Raw genomic sequence first — 25,337 nt, forward strand, 5'->3', positions numbered from 1 at the left:
AATGCATTTCTGGTGGCTGACGAACGGAGAGAAGGTATCGCGAAGCGACGCGAGGACCCGCCCGAAGGGGGACTCTGCCGCTCAGCGCCGCACAACGGTTCAGACAGCTACAAGCGTTTAACTTAAACTCCACTGCTGAACCGAACTCAGCACAATGAAACGGGCCAGATCGCCCGTCAGCCCACGTTCTCCTGCATACGCTGCATAAACTCCTGTACCCACTTCATCCGCACCTTACGCTCCGCCAAATCGCGAATAAACTTCAGGCGCGTCGGGCCATCAAGACGCCAGTGCTTCGGCTCCTTTTGCAGCAGCCCAATCAGCCACATCGGATCGACCTTATTCTTCTCGGCAAACTCAACATAACCACCATTATCGCTGGCTTCAATTTTGCGCACGCCCAGCTTCTGAGCAATCAGCCGCAGAGCCGCAATATCCAGCAGGTTACGCGCCGCATCCGGCAGTAAACCGAAACGATCGATCAGCTCGACCTTCAGATCGTCCAGATCGCCCTGCTGCTGTGCACTGGCTATTCGCTTGTAGAATGAAAGGCGGGTATTCACGTCAGGAATAAAATCATCCGGCAGCAGCGACGGCATGCGCAGCTCAATTTCGGTCTGGCTGCTGGTCAAATCCTCCAGAGACGGCTCACGGCCTTCTTTCAGCGCGGTCACCGCATTTTCCAGCAGCTCCATATACAGCGAGAAACCAATGGTTTCCATCTGTCCGCTCTGGCCTTCGCCCAACAGCTCACCGGCACCACGGATCTCAAGATCGTGGGTGGCGAGCGCGAAACCAGCCCCCAGATCCTCCAGCGAGGCGATGGCCTCCAGGCGCTTATGGGCATCAACGGTCATCGCTTTCGGATGCGGCGTCAGCAGCCAGGCGTAGGCCTGATGATGTGAACGACCCACGCGGCCGCGCAGCTGGTGCAGCTGTGCCAGACCAAAGTGATCGGCGCGCTCAATAATGATGGTATTGGCCGTAGGTATATCGATACCGGTCTCAATAATCGTGGTACAGACCAGCACGTTAAAACGCTGGTGATGGAAGTCGTTCATCACCCGCTCCAGCTCGCGCTCGCGCATCTGGCCGTGACCGATCGCTACCCGCGCTTCCGGTACCAGCGCAGATAAACGCTGTGCGGCTTTTTCGATATTTTCCACGTCGTTATACAGGTAATAAACCTGCCCGCCGCGCAGCACCTCACGCAGAATCGCCTCGCGTACCACTAAATCGTCATACTCGCGAACGAAGGTTTTCACTGCCAGGCGACGTGCCGGCGGGGTGGCAATAATCGACAGATCGCGCATGCCGCTCATCGCCATATTCAAGGTGCGCGGAATGGGCGTGGCGGTCAGTGTCAGAATATCGACGTCGGCGCGCATCGCTTTGATACGCTCTTTGTGACGCACGCCGAAACGGTGCTCCTCATCGACGATGAGCAAACCAAGATCGCGCCATTTGATGTCATTTTGTAGCAGCTTGTGTGTGCCGATCAGGATATCGACTTTGCCTTCGCCGGCTTCGGCCTGAACCAGCGCCTGTTCTTTCGCGGTTCGGAAACGGGAGAGCATCTCAATACGTACCGGCCAGTTGGCGAAGCGATCGCGGAAGTTATCGTAGTGCTGCTGTGCCAGCAGGGTGGTGGGGACCAGCACCGCCACCTGCTTGTGGTTTTCCACCGCCAGGAATGCGGCGCGCATCGCCACTTCGGTTTTACCAAAGCCGACGTCACCACACACCAGGCGATCCATCGCCAGCGGCTGGCACATATCGCTCAGCACCGCGTTGATGGCCTGCGCCTGGTCCGGTGTGGTTTCAAACGGGAATCCGTCGCAGAACAGCTGGTACTGCTGGCGGTCGTGCTTAAAGGCAAAGCCTTTTTTCGCTTCACGCTGGGCATAGATGTCCAGCAGCTCGGCGGCCACGTCACGCACTTTTTCGGCCGCTTTCTGCCGGGCTCGCGTCCAGGCATCGCTGCCCAGCTTATGCAGCGGCGCATTCTCTTCGGCGCCACCGGCGTAGCGGCTAATCAGGTGCAGCGACGATACCGGCACGTAAAGCTTGGCATCTCCGGCATAGGCCAGCATCAGATATTCTGCCGTGATGCCGCCGGTCTCCAGCGTGGTCAGGCCGATATAGCGCCCCACGCCGTGCTCAAGGTGGACCACCGGCTGGCCCGGGTGCAGTTCGGCGAGGTTACGGATCAGCACGTCCGGGTTAATGGTCCGTTTGCTGTCCTGGCGGCGTCGACTTACGCGCTCGCCCAGCAGATCGCTCTCGCAAATCAGCGCCAGATTGCGCAGCCCGTCGATAAAGCCGTGCTCGCTGGCACCGATCAGCAGGTAATGACCCGGCTTACTGACCTCTTTCAGCGAACGTACCGTTTTGGGCTTCAGCTTGATACGGGCCAGCAGTTCCTGCAGCGTTTCACGGCGGCCTTCACTCTCAACGGAGAACACCACCGAACCGCTGAAGGATTCCAGAAACTTCCGCAGCGCTTCCAGCGGTGATTTGGCCTGCGCCTGCACGGCCAGATCCGGCAGCGGCTGATACTGCAGATTGGTATTCGCCGCCTTGTCTGTCAGCAGATCGGTGCGCAGCTGAATACGCGGCCAGTTTTTCAGTTCGGCAAATAATTCATCGCAGCGTAACCACAGAGCCGGTGGTGAAAGCAGAGGGCGCATCGGATCGACTTTGCGATTTTCGTAACGCGTATTCACATCCAGCCAGAAACGCTCGGCGCTGCTTTCCAGATCGCCTGCCACCACCAGCAGGGTACTGGCGGGCAGGTAGCTGAACAGCGCGGGTAAAGGCTTGTCGAAAAACAGCGGCTGCCAGTATTCGATTCCGGCAGGCAGGGTGCCTTTGCTGACTTGCTGATAGATATGTTCCGGTTCACGACGAACGTCAAATTGCTCACGCCACTGGGAGCGGAACAGCTCAATCGCATTTTTATCCGTCGGGAACTCGTGAGCAGGCAGCAGATTGATGGCGGAAACTTCTTCCTGAGTACGCTGAGTATCAACGTCAAAAAGACGCAGACTGTCGATTTCATCATCAAAAAAGTCGATGCGGTACGGGCGGTCGCTGCCCATTGGATACAGGTCCAACAGGGCACCGCGCGTGGCGTATTCGCCGTGTTCCATCACCTGATCAACGCTGCGGTAGCCCGCCTGTTCAAGCTGTGAACGCAGCATATCGCGGGAGAGTTTCTGCCCCTTGCTCATCACCAGCGCATGTCCGTGCAGGAAACTGTGCGGGCACACGCGCTGCATCAGGGTATTAACCGGTAAAATCAAAATACCGTGGCTTAGCGATGGCAGCTGGTACAGCGTGGAGAGGCGCGAAGAGATAATTTCCTGGTGCGGCGAAAAACTGTCGAAAGGCAGCGTTTCCCAGTCAGCCAGCGTCATCACCGGCTGTTCCGTAAACTGGCGGATTTCATCCTGCAACCGCAGAGCATTCTGCATATCTGGCGCAATTAACAGCACCGGGCCGGCATGGCGTTCAACAATTTCGGCGCATTCGACGGCGCAGGCAGCACCCGTGAGCTGCCCCAGCAGCCGCTGATCGCCGGCGCGTGAGGGAAGAGTATAACGATAGTTTTCAGGCATATTCAGTTCGATAGTCTCTACTCAAATGGGAGAGAGGGGAGCCGCCATGACGCCTGTCGGCTGTAATGGCTCGGACAGCAGGGGACCCCAATTCAGCTTTGCCGAGTATACCTTTTTTTTGCTGGCCGCTGGGTACTGTGTCGGTCTGGCTGATTAATGTTTATCCAAATTTTCATTTTTCGCTATGGCAATGATGTCCACTGCCGTAGTCGGACAGAATCAATATAGTGAAAATTCCCCGTTAGCGTCGTCTTTCCGGCGAAAGGGCACTTTTAAAATGTTTCAGATCAATAAGTGTCGATAAATAAGCCTGTGGCAGATATAGCGCCGATAGCACTCATTGTCTAAAATCATCAGGTAAAACAGCCATGGTGCAACCGGGAGAAATCGAGTGAGTTTGCCTAAGGAATCACGCTTTTTTCACCCTAAAAATATTGTGCACCTGTGCTTTGCCCTCGTGTTTCTGTTTTTAACGTTGCTCACCTGGCATGAAGCGATGGTGCTGAAGCGCACCTATGAGTCCAACCAGCTGGCCCGCCTCAGCGCCGTGGCGAACAATTTGGATAATCAGTGGCAGCATAACCTCGATGAACTGGCGTTTTTTCACAGTATGCTGGAGCATTCACTCGGCGATCCGTTGATTACCGACAAATCCACCGCTTTCTTGCAGCAATTTGAGCGCGTTCGCCATACGCCACTGTGGCATCTTAGCCCGAGTGAAACCCGTGGCATACCGATCAATGGTATTTCCGATGAGCTGCTGACGCGTTTTCCGCTGTTCAGTCGGTCTGATTCCCGGCGCCTGGCCGATGAGCTAAATGCGGTGCTGGAAATGAGCCAGATCCTGCAATTTAACCAGCCGGAGCGCGATTTCCACTATCGCTTCTGGTATATCTCTCGCGCCGGTTTCTACCTCAGTTCCACGCTGCCGGATGCCAGCAGCAATCACTCGCTGGAAAATTTCTCCGGCGTGGCACAGCGTCCTTACTTTGTCGACCTCGACCCAAAGGTCAATCCGCAGCGTAAGATCCTGTGGTCAGATCCCTACGACTCCATGGATAACGAGGGTAAGGTGGTGACGGTCGCGCGCCCGGTCGATCGTGATGGCTACTGGTACGGTGTACTGGCAATGGATTTCTCCACGCAGCAGATCAAGCAGTACCTGCAGCAGTCGCTGAGCGCGCGGCAGGAAGGGGGGGTAATGCTGGTCGGTCATCAGTTCAATCTGATCGCCTGGTCTGACGGCAGCCAGCTTGAGGAATACCGCCTGCACAAAGCACAGCTGGCGCAGCTGACCGAACAGGCTGCCGGAACCCACAGCGGGACAATGCGTTTTGACGGGCGTTTTGTCAGTTGGGTCCGCCTGCAGTATTTTGACGGCATGCTGGTCAACGTGCAGACGCTGCGTGAAGGGCTGCTGGGCGACAGTGGCCGTGTTGGACTGGTGCTGCTGCTGACGTGGCTGATGTTTAGCATTGTGGTGCTGGTTTCCCATCAGACGATTATCCGGATGACCGGCAGCTTGCTGAATTTGCAGGAAAAACTGAGCTGGCGCGCGAATTACGATGGCTTAACGCGGCTGTTTAACCGTACTGCCTTTTTCGATCGCGCTGAAAAGCTGGCGGCGCTTAATCAGCGACAGCGGCAGCCGCTCTCCGTGATCCAACTCGATCTCGATCATTTTAAATCGGTTAACGACAGTTGGGGACACCACGCCGGAGATCGCGTGCTGGCCCACGCGGCATCGGTGATTGGTCAGGCGCTACGGAAAACCGATATCGCCGGTCGGGTAGGTGGGGAAGAGTTTTGCATTTTGCTCCCGGCCACCCGGCTGGATGAGGCCGTGCTGGTGGCGGAACGCATCCGCCGCAAGCTGGCGGCAAAAGAGCTGCTGGTGGGCAAACATCAAACGCTGAAGGTTACCGCATCGCTGGGCGTGAGCAGCAGTGAAGAGCAGGGTGAGTATCAGGTGGATAACCTGCAGTCGGTTGCCGACCGCAGGCTGTATCTGGCGAAACAGGACGGACGCAACTGCGTCCGCCATCGAGATTAAACATCGCCGCTGTTATCGTCCTCAACCGCCTGATAGATGCGCTGCATAATATCGGGGAACGCTGACTGAACCCGGCTCCAGCTGGGAATAAACGGCTTTTCGTTAGGGCGTTCAATAAACGCCTGCCCGGCCTCGAGTATTGACTGGGTGAACATTTCTACCGCCGCCTCTTCGGCGTGCTGATCGAACTTCAGGCCATTCATCACCGCTTCGTGGTTATAAATCTCCATCATATCCAGCGCATTGCGATAGTAGGTTGCCTTCAACACCCGGAAGGAGTCGCTGGTGATGTTTACGCCCATGGTGGCCATTTTACGCAGCAGCGACTGCACAATATCATTGCTCATCCGCCGCAGCCCGCCGGTTCCGTCTTCCTCCGACAGCGGCTGATGCTTATGGTCGTAATTATCTGCGATCTCCACCTGGCAGCTCTGGCGGGTGGTGTAGTTGCGGTAAATCTCAGACAGGACGCCGATTTCCAGCCCCCAGTCGCCGGGAATTTTGATGCCGTTCAGCACGTGCGTGCGCATGGCGAATTCGCCGGAAAGCGGGTAGCGGAAACTGCTGAGATAATCCAGATATTCGGAGTGGCCGTAAACTTTTTGCAGCGAACGCAGCAGCGGGCCAACCAGCAGTCGGCCTACGCGGCCATTAAGCTTGTTATCGGCCACCCGGGCATAAAACCCTTTACAGAATTCGTACTGGAAATCGGGGTTAGCCAGCGGATAGAGCAGACGTGCCAGCATGCCGCGTTCATAGGTGACGATGTCGCAGTCGTGCAGTGCCACGCAGCTCGATTTATCGGAAGCCAGCGTATAGCCGGTGCAGAACCAGACGTTGCGCCCCTTGCCCGGCTGTGAGGGGGAGAGTCCTTCTTTATCCAGTTCGGCGTCCAGTGCTTTCAGACGCGGCCCGTCATTCCACAAAATGCGATGCCGCTGCGGCAGACGAGAGAAGAACTCGCGGGCGTGAAGAAACTGATCGCGATCGGCACGATCGAGGCCGATAACGATCTCTCCCAGGTAGGGAACCTGTGCCAGCTCATCAACAATATGGCTCAGCGCCGGGCCTTCAAGTTCCGAAAACAGCGAGGGCAGAATCAGCCCCATCTTACGTTTGCGCGAAAAGCGTACCAGGTCCTTTTCCAGCTCTTTAAGACTGCGCCCGGTGAGATTATGAAAGTTAGTTATTACGCCGTTCTGGTAAAAATCGCTCATCGCTATCCCCTTGGAATGTATGTGGTCAGTCAGGATGGAGTGATAAAATGGTTCAGGCCTTCAACCCAGCCTTCCGGGCCCCGGGCGGTACTGCGATAGATATGCTGTTTGTCGGCTCGCTCAAGGAGCACCGGATTTTTGCTGTAGCCGCGAATGACCACGGCATAATCGACACTGTCGAGCATTGGCGCATCGTTAGGCCCGTCGCCCAGGCCAATGGTGATTGGGCGGCGGCTGTGCGGAGAAGCCGAAGAAGGGGCGTGCTCAAGCAGCCAGCGCAGCGCAGCGCCTTTGCCACTTCCCTTGCTCATGACGTGCCAGAAACGCCCGCCCTGAACCAGCTCCAGTTCCGCCTCATTCAGCCGTACCCGGAACAGGTCAAATTGTTCTCTGCTGTCCCGCCAGATCAGGCTTTCGGATGCTTCGCGCATTTTGGCCCGGGCAGCTAAAGCCGGGGTTAGCCCGGTCCACTCGGCAATCTCTTTTTCACTGACATCGGCAAAGCCGATAAATTTAAAACCGTCACGCTGCCGGAGATTCAGCAGGGTATGGCAGATCGCCCGATAGTCCTGGGGGGATAACTGGCCGGTGAGTGATGACTGAGCATCGCCATAGTGAACGACAGCACCGTTTTCACTGATAAATGGCGAACCGCCGAAACCCAGTTCCTGCTGCAGCGGCACAATTTCCGCGGCTGTTTTACTGGAGCAGATCACCAGTGGGATGTGGTGTTCTTTCAGACGCGTCAGCCACTCCGTGGCGGGTTGCCAGCTGTAGGTGTGATGATCGAGCAGTGAGCCGTCGAGATCGGTAACGATCATCAGAGGTTCCTGCAGTGTAAGCATAGTTTTAACCTCGCGAATTTAGCCCGGTGAGACAGTAAGACCACCGTATCAGCACAAAGTATAGTCAAGCTATCATCACCTTGTGGGGTGTGGAAGTCCGCCTGATACAGGCTGATATGCGGATTAATCCTAAAAAAAATGCTGATTTTTTGGCCTGTTGCATCAGTGGCAGAATGCCCACAGCGCAGAACTGGTGCGGGTTTTCCTGTACAAGTTGACGATTGTTGTACACATTAATGCGTGAACTTAGGATTAGTCTTAATGCCTGGGCGGGTTAGGGTAGTGCTGTAAAAGGATTTCCCCGAGTAACGAATTTTATTTTTAATGTGAACAATTTACCCTGGCCAGCGGCTGGGGTTTTTTTTACCAATCGAAGGGCATCACGGGGATCAGGAAATAGATGTCAGGAACGGCGGGCAAAAAAAAGCCCGCGCTGCGCGGGCAAAATCCTTGTTACTTTTTAGGTTGACTGCGCCTTTGGGGTTGGTGCAGTGAGAATATTCTAAGTGTTCCCGATGTCAGAAGTCTTTGCGCGAAACGTAAAGAAAGCGAAAAGGCGGGTTATGACAGCGCCTTTCCCGATTGATTTTGCCACGCTGTCTATACTGTTTATCAGACAGTTATCGATTAAAAAGGAGAAAATATGGACTTTATTCGTATTGTGATTGCGATTCTTCTACCGCCTCTGGGCGTCTTTCTGCAGGTCGGTTTCGGTGGCGCTTTCTGGCTTAACATCCTGCTGACGTTATGCGGTTATATCCCCGGAATTGTTCATGCAGTGTGGGTGATTGCGCGCCGATAATTCTGGCTAAGCCCCTGCGCAGTATGCGGTTTTAAGTTAAACTGTTGGGAAAAATTGCACAGGAGTTACCATGAAGGTGAATCAGCAGGTGACGGTAAAAACGGACGGCGGTCCACGCCGGGTCGGCACGGTTCTGGCGGTGGAAGAGTTTAACGAAGGGACAATGTACCTGGTTGCACTGGAAGACTATCCGCTGGGGATCTGGTTCTTTAATGAATCGGGTCACGAAGACGGCGTTTTCGTTGAGCCTCACGCTTGAACACATTAAGGGGGGGGACTCCCCCCTTTAAACCGCTGCTGTCAACCCTGCCGTACGTTGACGTAAATACCGCTGGTGACGTTATCCATCAGGCGCACCACATGGTAGATCACCTGCTTGTTATGCGTCTTGATTTTGCGCTTAATATTGCCTTTATGCGACGAAACGGTTTTTACCTTGATTTGCATCTGGTCAGAAATCTCGCTCGTATCGTGTCCCGACATCCACATCCTCAACATATTGGATTCCGTCTGACTGAGCGTCAGTGGATGGACATCCTTGCCAGACGACTGGCGGGATGAAACATTAAGCCGTTGCTGGAAGTAACTGCCCAATAACTGATCCAGAGTGGCAGGCTTGATGGATTTCGACGTAATAATCAGGTTCTTCCGTACGTACAGATATTCTTCAAAATGGTTATTAGAAATAGCCATAAAGATAAAAAACAGCGTGTCCGGATTCTGGACTATCGCATCTCTGATTTGTTGGCTGGCTTCGGGTTCGTTAATGAAGCAGTCTTCATTGATAAACACAACGCCGGGATGCAGCTGTTGACAGCATGTTTGCAGCCGATCGATGCCGTTAACCGGCGTTATATTCTTGCTTTTAATCCCTTTGGTTGTCATATAGCTGATCAACCCTGCACGGGTATAATTACACGGGTCCATAATTATTGTCGGCATTCTAGCGGCCCTTACCGGTTCGTTATCCATTTAAGTCAACGATGAATTACACGTTAGCGTGTCAAAAGAAAGCGTTCTGTATGCACATTCTTGTTATAGCTGCCAACATTAATACTACCCCGCCGCAGGTGGCTGGAGTATTGACTCATCCTTGTAGAAGGGAGCTGCATTGGTCGCAGCGATCGCGGTCACTATCGCGTAAAATGTTAAAAATCATGATAGGATTTTTCTTAAAAAAATTCAATCAGAAAAACTTTCTTCAAAGCAGGCAGATTTTTCTGGCGTCAGTCAGTCATTCAAATGAAATAAATCATCGGTAAAGTTGTGCTAATAAACAGGAGGCTGTTCATATTTTTCTTATGATATCTTACTGTTTTTTAACCCTATTTTATTTCCGGTGTTCTCGCTGGCAGGACCCGCTCAGATTTAGCAAATCAATGACTTAAATTTGCCGGTTACGGCAACGAAAACTGACTGTTTTTAGTGCGCTTAATGATTTTTCTACCTGTGGGTCATAGGAAAACATTATTTCTTGTGCAAATTAATAATATCGATGTGCATATAAGTACTCATTACCTCTAATCTGGCTTTATTAACCGGATGGCATGTTCCAAAATTTTCTGTTCATCACGGTTAGCATCAACGCGATTCAGCCGCGTTTGCCTCAGCAGGCTGGCAATCATTCCCCTGGAAATATTATGGCCGTCCTCCGTCAGTACAATTGCAGCATCACCGATAACCCGGCAAACTTCATCATAATATTCTTCGCTCAGTACATCACGTTTCATTTTTACTCTCCAATCATTGCCAACGGCCAGGTGTTTATCCTCCGGCAGCGTGCGGAATAAGCTTATGCCCGCAGTATCGCGCCCTTTTCGTTAAATGACTCCAATGAAAAAGGGTAGCAATGATTGACTACGTGTCAAACCCACCGGCGGTCAGGCAACCGCCAACAGTTATTACAGGACGAATTCCGGCCTGACCTGGTTTCTGCCGCTGCTTTTGGCGATATATAATTGCTCATCTGCGCGGTTAATTGCTTCATCCAGGGCCTGTACGCTGCTGATATTCAGCAGGCTGATACCGATACTGGCCGTGACGCTAAGATCGTTGCCCTTATGCATAATGGCATTGTTTTCGATGCTGTTGCGCAGTCGATTGGCCAGAAGGAATGCCCGCGCTTCGTTTGCCCCTTCCAGCAGCACAAGGAACTCCTCGCCGCCCATCCGGCAGACCAGCGAAGTGGGGGGGAGCGCCTGTTGAATGCAGTGCACGGTTTGTGCCAGCACATAATCGCCGGCGGCATGGCCCCAGGTATCGTTAATATTCTTAAAACGATCGATATCGACCAGGAACAGCGCCCCGGAAAAACCCGTCAGACGGTTGCGTGGCGCGATTAAGCTCTGCAAACGGGATGAGAGGCCGCTGCGAGTCAGTGCACCGGTCAACAAATCGTAATCCGCCCGGCGAGTTACGCGCGCGACCAACCTTTTATTTGCTTCAATACTCAGCGAAACGATTAACGGGCTGATGGTCATGGCAGCGACTCCCAGCCGTGCCGCAGACAGGCTGTCTATGCGGAAAAGATCGTTCTCGCCCTGGATATTCAGGACGTTACCGGCCACCAGAATGATCTCGCTAATACCGGTTATCAGCGTCAGGCAGCAGGTAATAAACAGCGGGTAGCTAATGGCACACCACAGCAGCGCAGGAAGCGGGAACAGCAGACTACCGCCGCCGCCTACCCAGATACTCATGGCGGTGGTCACCAGCAGCGCGACCAGCGGCAGCAGCGAACTCTCAAACGTTTTTCTCAGTATCAGGCGCAGTTCGTCACGTCGCGGCAGGCTGATTACCGCCGGTAGCAGCAGAATGGAGGTCGACATCTGTTCTGAGAACCATGAAAACCAGGCCTTAAACAGCTCATCGTGAAAATAGCGCTCGCTGACAATGCCGCCGATCGCCGCGCAGACCAGCGCACCGGCAATTGACGCCGGAAATATGCGCATCAGCGACTGTAAGCGGCGCGGATACGGGCGGGTAAAGTGGCGAGTCAGCAGTACCCAGCGCGCGGCGGCAATAAAGGTAATGTTGGAGAAATTCACCCCCACGGAGATCATCGCCGGAGTGCCCCAGCACAAATCCGTGATCAGCATGCCGAAAAATAGCACCAGCAGCGAAACGCGGTTATCCAGGGCCGGAAAACGGATCAGTAAACCCAGCAGCACCGCATTGCCCGGCCAAAAGATCGACATGGATTCAAAATTACGAAAGCACAGGCCGATAACTGACAGCAAAATGGCGAAAAAAAATAGAACGATAACCTGGTGAATACGATTTTTATTGTTTGGCATCTTCAGACTCGCTGCTGCCTGATACGGCTGCTTATAGCATCTTTAATTGAGTCGCTGGCTTCCGGCCGGTAGACCTCCCGCAGCGGGTGACTACCTGAACTCACGTGCGAATGACATAAGTGACGAGCTGGATGAAAGCAAATACGTAAGAACATTCCTGGTTATCATAGTAGCAAGAGTTGGCCGTGTCTTTTCTGAAAATCATCACATTCTGTTCTTAATGAATAACTTCTCCGCCACTGGTGTGACGAAATCTTCCATTTCAGCGACATTCATTTAGCGGGTGGTGCGGGTAACTGATGCGAGTCCGGCTATATTTTAGGCATTGCCGTTGAGATTAGGCCGAATGTTTCAGCCATTGACAAAACAATGCGCACAGTCAGAGGCTTAGTAGTTCCATAAGACGGTACTAAGCTTTATCATTCCCCCCACTTATTGCATTAGCAAAAAACGGATTTCATGTATCAGCCTGTCGCACTTTTTATCGGCCTGCGCTACATGCGCGGGCGCGCCTCCGACCGCTTTGGGCGGTTTGTTTCGTGGCTTTCGGCTATCGGCATCACGCTCGGCGTAATGGCGCTGGTGACCGTGCTGTCGGTGATGAACGGCCTGGAGCATCAGCTGGAGCAAAATACCCTTGGCTTAATGCCGCAGGCGCTGGTGACCAGCGACAGCGGTTCCATTAACCCGCAGACAACGCCCGCCGATTCGCTGCATCTCAACGGTATCAGTAAGGTCACGCCGCTGACGACCGGAGAAGTGGTGATGCAGAGCGCGCGCAGCGTTGGCGTTGGGGTTATGCTGGGGATCAACCCCGATGAGCCCGATCCGCTCACGCCTTATCTGATGAACGTCAGGCAGCAGCAGCTGCAAAGCGGCGAGTATAACGTCATTCTCGGTGAGCAGCTGGCCGCGCAGTTAGGTGTGCGCCTCGGTGAACAGATCCGCCTGATGGTGCCTTCCGCCAGCCAGTTCACTCCAATGGGGCGCATTCCCAGCCAGCGTTTGTTTACCGTAATCGGTACTTTTGCCGCGAACAGCGACGTTGACGGCTATCAGATCCTCGTTAACCAGCAGGATGCTTCGCGCCTGATGCGCTATCCGGCAGGTAACATCACCGGCTGGCGTTTATGGCTGGATAAGCCGCTCGACGTTGACGTGATCACCCAGCAAAAGCTGCCTGAGGGGCTGGTGTGGAAGGACTGGCGCGAGCGCAAAGGCGAGCTGTTCCAGGCGGTGAAAATGGAAAAAAACATGATGGGGCTGCTGCTCAGCCTGATCGTCGCCGTGGCCGCGTTTAATATCGTGACGTCGCTGGGCCTGCTCATTATGGAGAAGCAGGGTGAAGTGGCGATCCTGCAAACCCAGGGCCTGACCCGTAGGCAAATTGTGGCGGTGTTTATGGTGCAGGGTGCCACTGCGGGCGTGGTTGGCTCCGTGTTGGGCGCGCTGCTTGGCATGCTGCTGGCCAGCCAGCTGAATAATCTGATGCCGGTTATCGGCGCGTTCCTTGATGGCGCGGCGCTGCCGGTGGACATTTCCCTGACGCAGGTGGCGACCATTACCGTAACGGCGATTGTCGTGGCGCTGCTGTCAACGCTGTATCCTTCCTGGCGCGCGGCCGCCGTTCAACCCGCTGAGGCTTTACGTTATGAGTAACAAGTTCCTGTTGCAGTGCGACAACCTGTGCAAACGCTATCAGGAAGGCAGCGTGCAGACCGATGTCCTGCGCAACGTTTCCTTCAGCGTGCAGCCGGGTGAAATGATGGCTATCGTCGGCAGCTCCGGTTCCGGAAAAAGTACCCTGATGCATCTGCTCGGCGGGCTGGATACGCCAACCTCCGGCAGTGTGGTGTTTGACGGCAAGTCGCTGAATGAGATGACCTCTGCCGCGAAAGCCGAGCTGCGCAACCGCGAGCTGGGCTTTATCTATCAGTTCCATCATCTGCTCCCGGACTTCAGCGCGCTGGAAAATGTGGCGATGCCGCTGATGATTGGCAAAACGCCGAAGGCCGAAGCCCGCACCCGGGCACTCGAAATGCTGAAGGCGGTGGGCCTCGATCACCGCGCCGAGCATCGCCCGTCGGAGCTGTCCGGCGGCGAGCGCCAGCGTGTGGCTATCGCCCGCGCGCTGGTGAATAATCCGCGGCTGGTACTGGCCGATGAACCGACCGGTAACCTGGACGCGCGCAACGCCGACGCGATCTTCGATCTGCTGGGTGAACTCAATCAGCGTCAGGGCACGGCATTCCTGGTGGTAACGCACGATCTGCATTTAGCCAAACGCATGCGTCGCCAGGTAGAAATGCGCGACGGCCAACTCAGCGATCGCCTGACCATGGTGGGTAGCCTCTGATGGCGAATTCGCTCTCTTTACTGCTGGGCCTGCGTTTTAGTCGCGGCCGTCGTCGCGGGGGGATGGTCTCGCTGATTTCGGTGATTTCTACCGTGGGTATTGCCCTGGGCGTGGCAGTGCTGATCGTCGGGCTGAGTGCGATGAACGGCTTCGAACGTGAGCTGAACAACCGTATTCTTGCTGTGGTGCCGCACGGTGAAATCGAACCGGTCAACCAGCCGTTTACCGGGTGGCAGGGTATGCTGCCGAAAATTGAGCGAGTACCCGGCGTGGCAGCGGCAGCCCCCTATATCAACTTTACCGGCCTGATTGAAAGCGGCAGTAAGCTCCAGGCTGTACAGGTCAAAGGCGTGGACCCGCAGCAGGAATCTCGTCTCAGCGCGCTGCCTTCCTACGTGCAGGGCAATGCGTGGCAATCGTTTGGTGCCGGCAAGCAGCAAATCCTGCTGGGGCAGGGTGTGGCAAACAGCCTGAAGGTGAAGCAGGGCGACTGGCTGACCATCATGATCCCCAACAGTGATGCGCAGAATAAACTGCTGCAGCCGAAGCGGGTACGTCTGCAGGTCAGCGGCATTCTTAAGCTGAGCGGCATGCTCGATCACGGCCTGGCGCTGGTTCCGCTGGCCGACGCGCAGCAGCTGCTGGGTATGGGCGATAACGTCACCGGCATCGCCATTAAAGCCGCCGATCCCTTCAGTGCCCAGAAGCTGATCCGCGAGGCGGGCAGCGTCACCAACGCCTATGTATCAATTCGCAGTTGGATCGGCACTTACGGCTACATGTACCGCGATATTCAGATGATCCGCGCCATTATGTATCTGGCTATGGTGCTGGTGATCGGCGTGGCCTGTTTCAATATCGTGTCCACACTGGTGATGGCGGTGAAGGATAAGAGCGGTGATATCGCCGTGCTGCGCACGCTGGGGGCCAAAGATGGCCTGATCCGCGCCATCTTTATCTGGTACGGGCTGCTGGCCGGGCTGGTGGGCAGCGTCAGCGGGGTGATTGTCGGTGTACTGGCCGCGCTGAACCTGACCGCTATCATTCATGCGCTTGAAGCATTGACCGGTTATCATTTCCTCTCCGGCGATATCTACTTCATCGATTTCCTGCCGTCCGAGCTGCACTGGCGTGATGTGGTTATCGTGCTGTTTACCTCACTGCTGCTCAGCCTGATCGCCAGCTGGTATCCGGCAAGGCGTGCCAGCCGCATCGATCCGGCACGTGTGTTAAGCGGCCAGTAAGCGAGGCAACGGATGTACTACGGTTTCGATATTGGCGGCAGCAAGATTGCGCTGGGCGTGTATAACGCGCAGCGCGAGCTGATCTGGAACAAACGGGTTGCTACCCCGGCGCAGGATTACGAGCAGTTTCTCTCGGTATTGCAGGCGCTGACCGCAGAGGCCGATGCGTTTTGCGGCTGTGCGGGCAGCGTGGGGCTGGGTATTCCTGGCCTGCCGGTGCCCGACGACGGTACGGTATTCAGCGCGAACCTGCCCGCCGCAAGGGGCCGCACGCTGCGTGCCGATCTCAGCCAGCGGCTGGGGCGTGAAGTCCGTATCGATAACGACGCCAACTGCTTTGCCCTCTCCGAAGCCTGGGACGATGAGTTTCAGGCCTATCCGGTGGTGCTTGGTATGATCCTCGGCACCGGCGTCGGCGGGGGAGTGATCGTCGACGGCAAGCCGGTCACTGGCCGCAACTACGTGGTGGGGGAAATGGGGCATATGCGTCTGCCGGTGGATGCGCTGGAGGTGCTGGGCCGTGATATTCCGCTGCTCACCTGCGGCTGCGGCAAGAAGGGCTGTATTGAGGGATACCTCTCAGGTTCAGGATTTTCCTGGCTGTGGCAGCACTTTTATCACCAGACTCTCAGTGCGCAGGAGATAATCACCCGTTATTATCAGGGAGATGCTGATGCGCTGGCACACACCGAACGCTATCGTCAGCTGCTGGCGGTATGCCTGGGCAATCTGCTGACTCTGCTGGACCCGCATCTGGTGGTGCTTGGCGGCGGCCTGTCCAATTTTGATGCGTTGTATGACGGCCTGGCGGAACGGGTTGCCCCCCTGCTGCTGCCGGTCGCCAAACCACCGCGCTTTGCCAAAGCGCGCCATGGAGACGCAGGCGGAATGCGCGGTGCCGCATTCCTGCATATTAAGGATTAGAGGATCGACTATGCGCACACCCCGCCGTCGCTTACGACTGGCCCGCTACAAAAAAAACCGCCGTCAGGTTCATCAGCGCTTTCGTCAGCGTATTTTTGAGCGCGATCGTAATCTTGAAATTTCACGTCAGCCGCTGCCGCGCGTGGTGGTGCTGACCGGTGCGGGGATCTCTGCGGAGTCCGGTATCCGCACCTTCCGCGCGGCGGACGGTCTGTGGGAAGAGCATAAAGTGGAAGATGTTGCCACGCCGGAAGGCTTTGCGCGTAACCCGCAGCGGGTGCAGGCGTTTTATAATGCGCGCCGCAGCCAGCTACAGCAGCCGGAGGTCAGACCGAACGCCGCTCATGCCGCACTGGCCGAGCTGGAAGCCGTGCTGGGTGACCATTTCCTGCTGGTGACACAGAACATCGATAATCTGCACGAACGTGCGGGAAGCCGCAATATCATCCATATGCACGGTGAACTGCTGAAGGTGCGCTGCACCGGCAGCGGCCAGATCCTGCACTGGACCGAAGACGTGAAGCCTGATGACCGCTGCCACTGCTGCCAGTTCCCTGCGGTTCTGCGTCCGCATATTGTCTGGTTTGGCGAAATGCCGCTGCAAATGGATGAGATTTATCAGGCGCTGGCCGATGCGGATTATTTTGTGGCGATTGGCACTTCCGGGCACGTCTACCCGGCAGCGGGGTTTGTGCATGAGGCCCGTTTACAGGGCGCACATACCGTTGAGCTGAACCTGGAGCCAAGCCAGGTTGGCAGTGAGTTTGACGAGAAGAACTACGGCCTCGCCAGCGAAGTGGTGCCCGCCTGGGTACGCGGGCTGCTGAGTAATCTTGGACGCCAGGCGTGATTAAGCCGCTTTATGTTTTGGCAACGAAAAAATCAGATGGGCGATAACGCCGCCGCAGAGTCCCCAGAATGCGGAACCCACCCCCACCAGCGTGACGCCCGAAGCGGTAATCAGAAAGGTGATTACCGCGGCGTCCCGCTGTTTCTCATCGCTCAGCGCCCGCTGCAGACTGCCGGCAATTGTGCCCAGCAGCGCCAGGCCCGCAATGGTATGGATCAGCGCCAGCGGTAGCGCGGTGAACAGCCCGCTGATGGCCCCGCCAAAAATCCCGGCAATAATGTAAAACACGCCCGCCGCCGCTGCTGCCATGTAGCGACGCTGCGGATCGCTGTGGATCTCCGGCCCCATGCAAATCGCCGCGGTTATTGCCGCAATGCAGAAGGTAAATCCGCCGAACGGGGCGAGGATCAGCGCCGTGGCACCGGTCCAGGCAATCAGCGGCGAGATCGGCACCTGATAGCCCGCGGCTTTGAGCGTGGCGATACCCGGGGCATTCTGCGATGCCATGGTGACCACAAAGAACGGAATGCCAATGCCCAGCAGGCTGGATAGCGTGAAGTGCGGAGCAATAAATTCGGGCATCACCATACTTTGGCCGCCGCTAACGTGGATATTTCCCTGCATCGCGGCCACCGCCAGCCCCGCGAACAGCGTCAGTACGATGGCGTAGCGCGGCGTAAAGCGGCGGGTTAGCAGATAAACCAGGCACATTGTCCCGCTGAGGGCGAAATTCACCTGCAAAGCGCCAAAGGCGTCAATGCCGAAGCGCAGCAGGATACCGGCCAGCATGGCGCTGGAAATCGCCAGCGGAATATGATTCATCAGCCGCGCAAACAGTCCGGTAACGCCGCAGAACACAATCAGCGCCGAAGCGAAGATAAAAATGCCAATGGCTTCATTAATCGGGGTGCCCGGCAGGCTGGTCACCAGCAGCGCCGCGCCCGGCGTCGACCAGGCAGTCAGAATCGGCGTGCGGTACCACAGTGAAAGCGTCAGGGTAGTGATACCCATACCCAGACCCAGCATGGTCAGCCAGCCGCCGGTTTGCTGCGGCGTGGCTCCGGCGGCTCCGGCAGCCTGGAAGATAATGGCGGCGGAGCTGGTATAGCCCACCAGCACGGCAACAAATCCGGCGATCAGCGCCGGGAGAGTGAGATAGCGTATTGAAAGGGGCGGGCGCATTGCAGGTTCCGAATTAATGTGCGTTATAACGCACAAGTTAGCATCGTGCGTTATAACGCACAAGCGGATATACTCGCCCTGTTAACAGGAGGGAAAAGTGTGGACGATCTGCAAAATCATCTGGCGCATACGCTGAAAACCCAGCGTGGCCTGCGCGGGTGGAGTTTAAGCCAGGCTGCCGAAGTCACTGGCGTGAGCAAGGCGATGCTGGGGCAGATAGAGCGTGCGGAATCCAGCCCGACGATTGCTACGCTGTGGAAAATTGCCACCGGCTTTAACCTGCCGTTTTCCCTGTTTATTGACGGCCCGGATACGCCGCATGATGTCCCCAGACAGCAGAAGGGATTACCCGCATTTCGTCAGCCTAATCTGGCGATGCAGGTGCAGACGCTGTTCCCGTTTGATGCTGCGACCGGATTCGAGATGCTGGTCATCGAACTGGCGCCCGGTGCCGTAAGCGAGTCTGCTCCCCACGAAGCGGGAGTGATTGAACATGCTATTGTCATTGAGGGGCAGCTGGAGCTGCGGGTTGCCGATGTCTGGCAAGTGATTGCTACCGGTGACGCACTGCGGTTCGAGGCCGATCGGCCCCATGCCTATCGCAACGGCGGCGCGCAGCCGGTGCGTTTTTATAATTTAATTCATTACCCACACCGCTAATGGCCTTCGCCGCACACTAAACTGACCTGAAACAATATGTATGGGTTACCTAATGATGATAATCATTACTGGCATTCAGAGGGACGACAGATGAATAAATTACTCGATCGCTTCTTAAACTATGTAGCTGTGGATACGCAATCTAAAGGTAACGTTCGTCAGGTCCCCAGTACGGAAGGGCAGTTGCGCCTGGCGGATCGGCTTTGCGAAGAATTACACGATTTGGGGCTGCGTGATATCAGCTGCAGCGAGCACGGCATTGTGATGGCTACGCTGCCATCAACAGTGAGCTGGCCGGTGCCGGTGATTGGCTTTATTTCCCACGTTGATACATCGCCGGATTTCACCGGTAAAAACGTCTCACCACAGGTCATTGAAAACTATCGCGGTGGTGATATTGCATTAGGAATTGGCGATGAAATCCTCTCGCCGGTGATGTTCCCTGTTCTGCACGAGCTGCACGGCCATACGCTGATCACCACCGACGGTAAAACCCTGCTGGGTGCCGATGATAAAGCCGGTATAGCGGAGATCATGACCGCGCTGGCGAGGCTGATTGAGGGCAAACGGCTGCACGGCGAGATCCGCGTGGCGTTCACGCCCGACGAAGAAATTGGTAAAGGCGTGCACTTCTTTGACGTAGCGGCCTTTGGCGCCGACTGGGCCTACACCGTTGACGGCAGTGGCCTGGGGGAGTTTGAGTATGAGAATTTCAACGCCGCATCGGTGACGGTAAAAATCACCGGTAATAACGTGCATCCCGGCACGGCTAAAGGCGTGATGGTCAACGCGCTCGATCTGGCCACGCGCTTCCACCAGGCGCTGCCGCCGGAGGAAGTGCCGGAAAAAACCGCCGGTTACGAAGGTTTCTATCATCTGCACGGGATTAAGGGCGCGGTCGACCGGGCGGAGATGCACTACATCATCCGCGATTTTGACCGCGAGAGCTTTGCCCGGCGTAAAACGCTGATGCAGGATATTGCGCAGCGGATACAGCAGTCTCTGCCGCACTCGGCGTTGATTGAGCTGGTGATTGAGGACAGCTATTTTAATATGCGCGAGAAGGTGGAAGCCTGTCCGCAAAGTATCGACCTGGCACTCCAGGCGATGCGCGACTGCGATATTAACCCGCTGGTTAAGCCGATTCGCGGCGGGACCGACGGTTCACAGCTCTCCTATATGGGGCTGCCCTGCCCGAATCTGTTCACCGGCGGCTATAATTACCACGGCAGGCATGAATTTGCGTCGCTGGATAATATGGAGAAAGCGGTGCAGGTTATCGAACGGATTGCCACACTGACGGCGGAGCAGGCGAAGGCATCCACCTGAAAATGCGTTGATTCTGTGACTCTGTACCGCAGTCGAAAGGGCGGATGCCGCGTTATTCACGGCATCCGCTCTCAGGCGTCTTACTCTTCGTCGCCGAAGTACCAGTAGCCGCTGTTGACCAGCGCTGCCAGCTGGGCGAGGAATGACGGATCGTCCAGGGCTTCGCCAAGCGCTTCCTGGTTCAGCGTCAGCTGATTGGCCAGTGCGGTAAGCGCTGCGCGGTGCGGGGATTCAAGCTGTTCACCGTTGATGAATACTGCGTCACCGATCGAAACGACGCGCAGACCGCCGAGGCGTGAAAGCGAGTCGCCCTGCTGAAGTGCGTCGTAGATTTCATCAGGCTGATACGGTGGCTCCGGTGGCGCGATATCCAGCTCGTGGCGCGACTGCGAAATAAACTCACCAAACCACTGATTAAACTGGTGCGGCTGGTCGATAACGTCCAGCATCATCTGGCGGATACCCGCCAGCTCGGCAGGCAGGATTTCTGCCGGGTTTTCGCGAGGCTGCACGTCCGGATCGCTGAAGCGATAGCTGCCCAGTTCACGGGACAGAACGTGATCGGCAAAGCCGCTGATCAGCTCACGCCCGCTCGGTGCACGGAAGCCCACGGAGTAGTTAAGGGCGTTTTCCAGCGAATAGCCTTCGTGCGGGAATCCCGGTGGAATATACAGAATATCGCCCGGCTCCATCTCTTCATCAATGATGGCGTCAAACGGCTCAACCTGCAGCAGATCCGGGTGCGGACAGTGCTGCTTCAGCTCGGTTTTCTCACCCACGCGCCAGCGGCGGCGGCCGGTTCCCTGAATGATAAACACATCATACTGATCGAAATGCGGGCCCACGCCGCCGCCCGGCACCGAGAAGGAGATCATCAGATCGTCGGTACGCCAGTCGGGAAGGAAGCGGAAAGGGCGCATCAGCGCAGCAGAAGGTTCGTGCCAGTGATCGACCGCCTGCACCAGCAGCGACCAGTTATTTTCGCCCAGATGATCATAGCTTTCGAACGGGCCGTGCCCGACCTGCCATTTGCCGTTCTGGTGGCTGACGAGGCGGCTGTCCACCTCATTTTCCATTGCCAGCCCGGCCAGTTCGTCGGGAGAAATCGGGTCGACGAAATTTTTGAAACCGCGCTTAAGCACTACCGGCCGTTTTTGCCAGTAGCGCTGAATAAAATCGGGCCAGTCGAGATCGAGTTGATAATCCATGAGGGTTTCCTGAAGCGCAAAAGTGGATCGATTATAACAGCGCGCGGGCCTGACTGTGTATCGTCTCGCTCAAATGTCTGCGCATAAGCAGTTTACTCATCCTTTTGCAGCAGTTCCTGGCGACGAAACACAATCTCCATCCGCGCTCCGCCAAGCTGGCTGCTGCTGGCGCTGATGTCCCCGGCGTACTGCTCCAGAATTTCACGCGCCAGGCCAAGGCCCAGGCCCTGGCCCGGCCGCAGTGTATCGGCCCGCTGGCCGCGAACAAAGACCAGGTCGCGTTTATTTTCCGGGATGCCGGGGCCGTCATCTTCCACGATCAGCTGCAGCTGGTTATCAGTCTGGCTGGCGGTTACTTCAACAAACTCCAGACAGTATTTGCAGGCGTTATCCAGCACGTTGCCCATCACTTCCATTAAATCGTTCTGCTCGCCCACGAAGATCAGCTCCGGGGAGATATCCAGCGTCAGCACCACGCCTTTGCGTTGATACACCTTGTTCAGCGCCGAACACAGGCTGTCGAGCAGGGCAGGCACCGAGTGCAGGTCACGCTTCAGGGCATGGTGGTCGGCCTGCATACTGGCGCGATGCAGGTAGTAGCCAATCTGCTGCGAGATGCGGCTGATCTGTTCCAGCATAATCGGCTCGGCCTGCTCTATCGACAGATTGCGGCCGCCGCGCAGTGAACGCAGCGTCGTCTGCAACACCGCCAGCGGCGTTTTCAGACTGTGGGTTAAATCGCTGAGCGTGGTGCGATAGCGGGTATAGCGTTGCCGTTCGTTATCCAGCAGCATGTTGAGGTTGCGTACCAGCCCTTTTAACTCCTGCGGCGGGGCCGGGTCGAGCGTTTCCCGCACGCCGTTTTCCAGCTCGCGCACCTGGCCTGCCAGCGAGCCAATGGGGCGAAGGCTCCAGTGTGCCGCCAGCCACAGCAGCGGAATAATCAATAGCAGATTAGCCAGCAGTACGTAGCTGAACCACGACCAGACAACGTCGGAATGCTGTAACTCCTGCGGAATAGAATCCACCACCACGATGGTCAGCTCCGGAAGATTGACGGTAGCCTCGTAGCGGTTTACCGCCACCGAGTGGGTGAAGGTGTCATTGCCGTCATCGTCGTAGGCGCTGAGTTTATTCTGCGCATCGCGATCGTTACTCAGCACCTTGCGACTGGTGTAGTTGTTGGTGTCGATCTCGTAAAAATCGGACTTGTTCAGCCATTCGCGGCGAATTTTACTGCGGATTTCGGGCACGTCGCGCTGCTGCCACAGCAGCTTGCCGCGATTGTCATAAATAAACACCAGCGCCGGGAAGTTCAGCGACATCCGCTCCGGCTGTACGATCGTCAAACGGTTGTTTTGCCACTGGGCGAGGGTAAAGAACAGATTGCTCTCGCTGCGCAGCACGCGATAGGTATTTTTATCAAAGCTCACCACGTAGCCGATCACCGCCACCATGCCGTAGGAGAGCGACATGGTCAGCACCACCGCAGCGGTGGCCAGCAGGAAGCGCACGCGCAGCGACAGCGGTTTTTTCCGGCGGAATATCTTCCGTAGCAGCGTCATCACGTCAGAGATCGAAACGGTAGCCCTGACCGCGCACCGTGGTAATCACATCTTGCGGGTGTTCGGCCTGGATCTTCTTACGCAGGCGCCCCATCAGGACGTCAATGGTGTGGCTTTCACGCAGTTCAGCATCGGGATACAGCTGCAGCATCAGCGAATCTTTGCTGACCACTTTGCCGACGTTGCGGATCAGCGTTTCAATAATGGTGTATTCAAAGGCGGTTAGCTTGATCTGCTGTTCGTTAATCGTCAGCTCACGGCGGGAGAGATCGATCTGGAACGGCAGCAGGGTAATAATCTGCGAGGCCAGGCCGCTGTTACGGCGCATCAGTGCCTGCATGCGGGCAACCACTTCCTCAATATGGAACGGTTTGGTGACGTAGTCATCGGCACCGGCTTCCAGCGCTTCAACTTTTGCCTGCCAGCCATCGCGGGCGGTCAGCACCAGAATCGGCTGACGCACTTCCTGGCTGCGCCAGCGGCGGATCATCGCCATGCCGTCTTCATCCGGCAGGCCGAGATCGACCAGCGTAATGTCCGGCGTATGCTCATTGAGAAAATAATCCGCTTCTTTTGCGCCTTCCGCAGCATCCACCTGATGACCCATCTCGCGCAGCTGAACGGCGAGATGATGACGCAACAGAGGGTTATCTTCGACGACTAACACACGCATAACCTAATCCTTAATCGATTCGAACTGCATTGAGACGCAGCATAAACTGTCAGAAGTATAGGAGAAAGCAAATAAACCGCAGGTTAACGCGGGCCGACTAGCGCCGGCCCGGCGGGGGATTATTTCAGGTCATCAACCATCTGGATAGCGCGGCCGAGGTAGTTGGCCGGCGTCATCTGCTTCAGACGGGTTTTTTCTTCTTCCGGCAGGGCCAGGCCATCGATAAACGTCTTCATGCCTTCGGCATCAACACGCTTGCCACGGGTCAGCTCTTTCAGCTTCTCGTAAGGCTTCTCAATGCCGTAGCGGCGCATCACGGTCTGGATCGGCTCAGCCAGCACTTCCCAGTTGTGATCCAGCTCGTCCAGCAGACGGTCACGGTTCACTTCCAGCTTGGAGATGCCTTTCAGCGTCGCCTGATAGGCGATCAGCGCATAGCCCACGCCCACGCCGAGGTTACGCAGCACGGTGGAGTCGGTCAGGTCGCGCTGCCAGCGGGACACCGGCAGTTTGCTGGCCAGATGCTGCATGACGGCGTTGGCCAGGCCGAGGTTACCTTCGGAGTTTTCGAAGTCGATCGGGTTCACCTTGTGCGGCATGGTGGAAGAACCGATTTCACCGGCAATGGTTTTCTGTTTGAAGTGGTTCAGCGCGATGTAACCCCAGACGTCGCGATCGAAGTCGATCAGAATGGTGTTAAAGCGGGCCATACAGTCAAACAGTTCGGCGATGTAGTCGTGCGGCTCGATCTGCGTGGTGTACGGGTTCCAGGTGATGCCCAGTGAGGTGACAAACTCTTCGCTCAGCTGATGCCAGTCCACTTCCGGGTAGGCGGCGATGTGGGCGTTATAGTTACCGACCGCACCGTTGATTTTACCCAGCACTTCAATGCGCTCCAGCTGACGCAGCTGGCGCTCGAAGCGGTAAGCGACGTTGGCCATCTCTTTGCCCAGCGTTGACGGGGTTGCTGGCTGGCCGTGGGTACGGGAAAGCAGCGGAATATCGCGGTACTGCACGGCGAGATCCTTCACCGCGGCGATGATTTTATTCCAGTAAGGCACAATCACGTCGCGGCGCGCGGTATCAAGCATCAGCGCGTGGGACAGGTTGTTGATATCTTCTGAGGTACAGGCGAAGTGGATAAACTCAGACACGGCATGCAGGGCAGGCACGCTCTCCACTTTCTCTTTCAGGAAGTATTCAACCGCTTTTACGTCGTGGTTGGTGGTGCGCTCGATGGTCTTAATGTGCGCGGCGTCTTCTTCGCTGAATCCGGCGACAATAGCATCAAGGAAAGCGTTTGCGTCGGCGTCAAATGCAGGAACTTCCTTGATCGCAGCGTTGGAGGCCAGTTTTTGTAACCAGCGAACTTCAACCTCAACGCGGAATTTCAGCAGACCGAATTCGCTGAAAATGCCACGCAGTGGGCTGACTTTGTCGCCATAACGACCATCAACAGGTGAGACGGCGGTCAGAGAGGATAATTCCATTGTTGCTGCTCCAGGATCGGTTA

21 protein-coding genes are annotated in these 25,337 nt (G+C 56.1%); 10 read left to right on the forward strand and 11 right to left on the reverse strand.

Translation table 11 applies throughout. From position 1 onward, the window contains the following. Nucleotides 1-176: 176 nt before the first annotated feature. Nucleotides 177-3,620 (reverse strand): transcription-repair coupling factor, encoded by a 3,444-nt coding sequence (mfd, locus tag IBT46_RS18595; protein ID WP_200546859.1) that lies wholly within the window; start codon nt 3,618-3,620, stop codon nt 177-179. Nucleotides 3,621-4,011: 391 nt separating this feature from the next. Between mfd and dgcQ the strand changes: the two genes are divergently transcribed. Further along, entirely contained in the window at nt 4,012-5,673 is a 1,662-nt protein-coding gene (gene dgcQ / locus IBT46_RS18600) for a cellulose biosynthesis regulator diguanylate cyclase DgcQ (protein ID WP_200546860.1), read from the forward strand. Here dgcQ and IBT46_RS18605 read toward each other — a convergent pair. Both IBT46_RS18605 and IBT46_RS18610 read right to left on the reverse strand, forming a co-directional pair. Next, a complete protein-coding gene (locus IBT46_RS18605; protein WP_105592793.1) occupies nt 5,670-6,890 on the reverse strand; it encodes a glycosyl transferase in 1,221 nt (406 codons plus the stop codon). The two genes, dgcQ and IBT46_RS18605, sit on opposite strands and share 4 nt — an antisense overlap. Before the next feature lie 29 nt (nt 6,891-6,919). Further along, on the reverse strand, nt 6,920-7,735 hold the full coding sequence (locus IBT46_RS18610) for a mannosyl-3-phosphoglycerate phosphatase-related protein (RefSeq protein ID WP_200546861.1): 816 nt from the start codon (nt 7,733-7,735) through the stop codon (nt 6,920-6,922). Between the two features lie 643 nt (nt 7,736-8,378). Between IBT46_RS18610 and IBT46_RS18615 the strand changes: the two genes are divergently transcribed. Together IBT46_RS18615 and dsrB are read left to right on the forward strand one after the other, a co-directional pair. After that, nucleotides 8,379-8,537 carry a YqaE/Pmp3 family membrane protein gene (locus tag IBT46_RS18615; protein WP_034824466.1) on the forward strand — a complete coding sequence of 53 codons (159 nt, stop codon included), beginning with the start codon at nt 8,379-8,381 and terminating at the stop codon, nt 8,535-8,537. A 70-nt stretch (nt 8,538-8,607) separates the two neighbouring features. After that, on the forward strand, nt 8,608-8,796 hold the full coding sequence (dsrB, locus tag IBT46_RS18620; protein WP_105592791.1) for a protein DsrB: 189 nt from the start codon (nt 8,608-8,610) through the stop codon (nt 8,794-8,796). Nucleotides 8,797-8,837: 41 nt separating this feature from the next. Here dsrB and rcsA read toward each other — a convergent pair whose 3' ends face one another. The 3 genes from rcsA to IBT46_RS18635 all read right to left on the reverse strand — a co-directional run bounded on the left by rcsA (nt 8,838) and on the right by IBT46_RS18635 (nt 11,833). After that, nucleotides 8,838-9,479, reverse strand: coding sequence for a transcriptional regulator RcsA (gene rcsA / locus IBT46_RS18625; RefSeq protein ID WP_200546888.1), 642 nt, complete (start codon nt 9,477-9,479; stop codon nt 8,838-8,840). 578 nt (nt 9,480-10,057) lie between these two features. Then, a complete protein-coding gene (locus IBT46_RS18630; RefSeq protein WP_200546862.1) occupies nt 10,058-10,267 on the reverse strand; it encodes a DUF2767 family protein in 210 nt (69 codons plus the stop codon). A gap of 171 nt (nt 10,268-10,438) precedes the next feature. Continuing rightward, nucleotides 10,439-11,833, reverse strand: coding sequence for a GGDEF domain-containing protein (locus IBT46_RS18635; protein WP_200546863.1), 1,395 nt, complete (start codon nt 11,831-11,833; stop codon nt 10,439-10,441). Between the two features lie 459 nt (nt 11,834-12,292). Here IBT46_RS18635 and lolC point away from each other — a divergent pair, with 459 nt between their 5' ends. Genes lolC through cobB form a run of 5 tightly spaced genes read left to right on the forward strand, consistent with a single transcriptional unit; the run spans nt 12,293 to nt 17,207 of the window. Next, nucleotides 12,293-13,492: a lipoprotein-releasing ABC transporter permease subunit LolC gene (gene lolC / locus IBT46_RS18640; RefSeq protein WP_200546864.1), complete on the forward strand. Its 1,200-nt coding sequence runs from the start codon at nt 12,293-12,295 to the stop codon at nt 13,490-13,492. Beyond that, a complete protein-coding gene (lolD, locus tag IBT46_RS18645) occupies nt 13,485-14,189 on the forward strand; it encodes a lipoprotein-releasing ABC transporter ATP-binding protein LolD (RefSeq protein ID WP_200546865.1) in 705 nt (234 codons plus the stop codon). Before lolC ends, lolD begins: the two co-directional genes overlap by 8 nt. Then, complete coding sequence (gene lolE / locus IBT46_RS18650; protein ID WP_105592784.1) at nt 14,189-15,433, forward strand: lipoprotein-releasing ABC transporter permease subunit LolE; 1,245 nt, start codon at nt 14,189-14,191, stop codon at nt 15,431-15,433. Before lolD ends, lolE begins: the two co-directional genes overlap by 1 nt. Before the next feature lie 12 nt (nt 15,434-15,445). Continuing rightward, the gene (gene nagK, locus IBT46_RS18655) at nt 15,446-16,357 is read left to right on the forward strand and encodes an N-acetylglucosamine kinase (protein WP_105592783.1); all 912 of its coding nucleotides are present in this window, start codon (nt 15,446-15,448) and stop codon (nt 16,355-16,357) included. A gap of 10 nt (nt 16,358-16,367) precedes the next feature. Next, entirely contained in the window at nt 16,368-17,207 is an 840-nt protein-coding gene (cobB, locus tag IBT46_RS18660; RefSeq protein ID WP_105592782.1) for a Sir2 family NAD+-dependent deacetylase, read from the forward strand. On the opposite strand, the gene IBT46_RS18665 is transcribed toward cobB, so the two are convergent. Next, nucleotides 17,208-18,389, reverse strand: a complete 1,182-nt coding sequence (locus IBT46_RS18665; protein WP_200546866.1) for a benzoate/H(+) symporter BenE family transporter — start codon at nt 18,387-18,389, stop codon at nt 17,208-17,210. A 99-nt stretch (nt 18,390-18,488) separates the two neighbouring features. Between IBT46_RS18665 and IBT46_RS18670 the strand changes: the two genes are divergently transcribed. Together IBT46_RS18670 and pepT are read left to right on the forward strand one after the other, a co-directional pair. Then, a complete protein-coding gene (locus IBT46_RS18670; protein ID WP_200546867.1) occupies nt 18,489-19,049 on the forward strand; it encodes a cupin domain-containing protein in 561 nt (186 codons plus the stop codon). A 90-nt stretch (nt 19,050-19,139) separates the two neighbouring features. Next, on the forward strand, nt 19,140-20,378 hold the full coding sequence (gene pepT, locus IBT46_RS18675) for a peptidase T (RefSeq protein WP_200546868.1): 1,239 nt from the start codon (nt 19,140-19,142) through the stop codon (nt 20,376-20,378). Nucleotides 20,379-20,458: 80 nt separating this feature from the next. Here pepT and IBT46_RS18680 read toward each other — a convergent pair whose 3' ends face one another. From IBT46_RS18680 to purB, 4 genes are all read right to left on the reverse strand, one after another. Further along, the gene (locus IBT46_RS18680) at nt 20,459-21,586 is read right to left on the reverse strand and encodes a cupin domain-containing protein (RefSeq protein ID WP_200546869.1); all 1,128 of its coding nucleotides are present in this window, start codon (nt 21,584-21,586) and stop codon (nt 20,459-20,461) included. 92 nt (nt 21,587-21,678) lie between these two features. Continuing rightward, on the reverse strand, nt 21,679-23,151 hold the full coding sequence (phoQ, locus tag IBT46_RS18685) for a two-component system sensor histidine kinase PhoQ (protein WP_200546870.1): 1,473 nt from the start codon (nt 23,149-23,151) through the stop codon (nt 21,679-21,681). A 4-nt stretch (nt 23,152-23,155) separates the two neighbouring features. After that, nucleotides 23,156-23,824 carry a two-component system response regulator PhoP gene (phoP, locus tag IBT46_RS18690; protein WP_105592776.1) on the reverse strand — a complete coding sequence of 223 codons (669 nt, stop codon included), beginning with the start codon at nt 23,822-23,824 and terminating at the stop codon, nt 23,156-23,158. A gap of 119 nt (nt 23,825-23,943) precedes the next feature. After that, nucleotides 23,944-25,314 carry an adenylosuccinate lyase gene (gene purB, locus IBT46_RS18695; RefSeq protein WP_200546871.1) on the reverse strand — a complete coding sequence of 457 codons (1,371 nt, stop codon included), beginning with the start codon at nt 25,312-25,314 and terminating at the stop codon, nt 23,944-23,946. Nucleotides 25,315-25,337: the final 23 nt, after the last annotated feature.

It is taken from the genome of Erwinia sp. S38, from assembly GCF_016624545.1.
In the GTDB taxonomy this organism is placed as follows: Bacteria; Pseudomonadota; Gammaproteobacteria; order Enterobacterales; family Enterobacteriaceae; genus Erwinia; species Erwinia coffeiphila.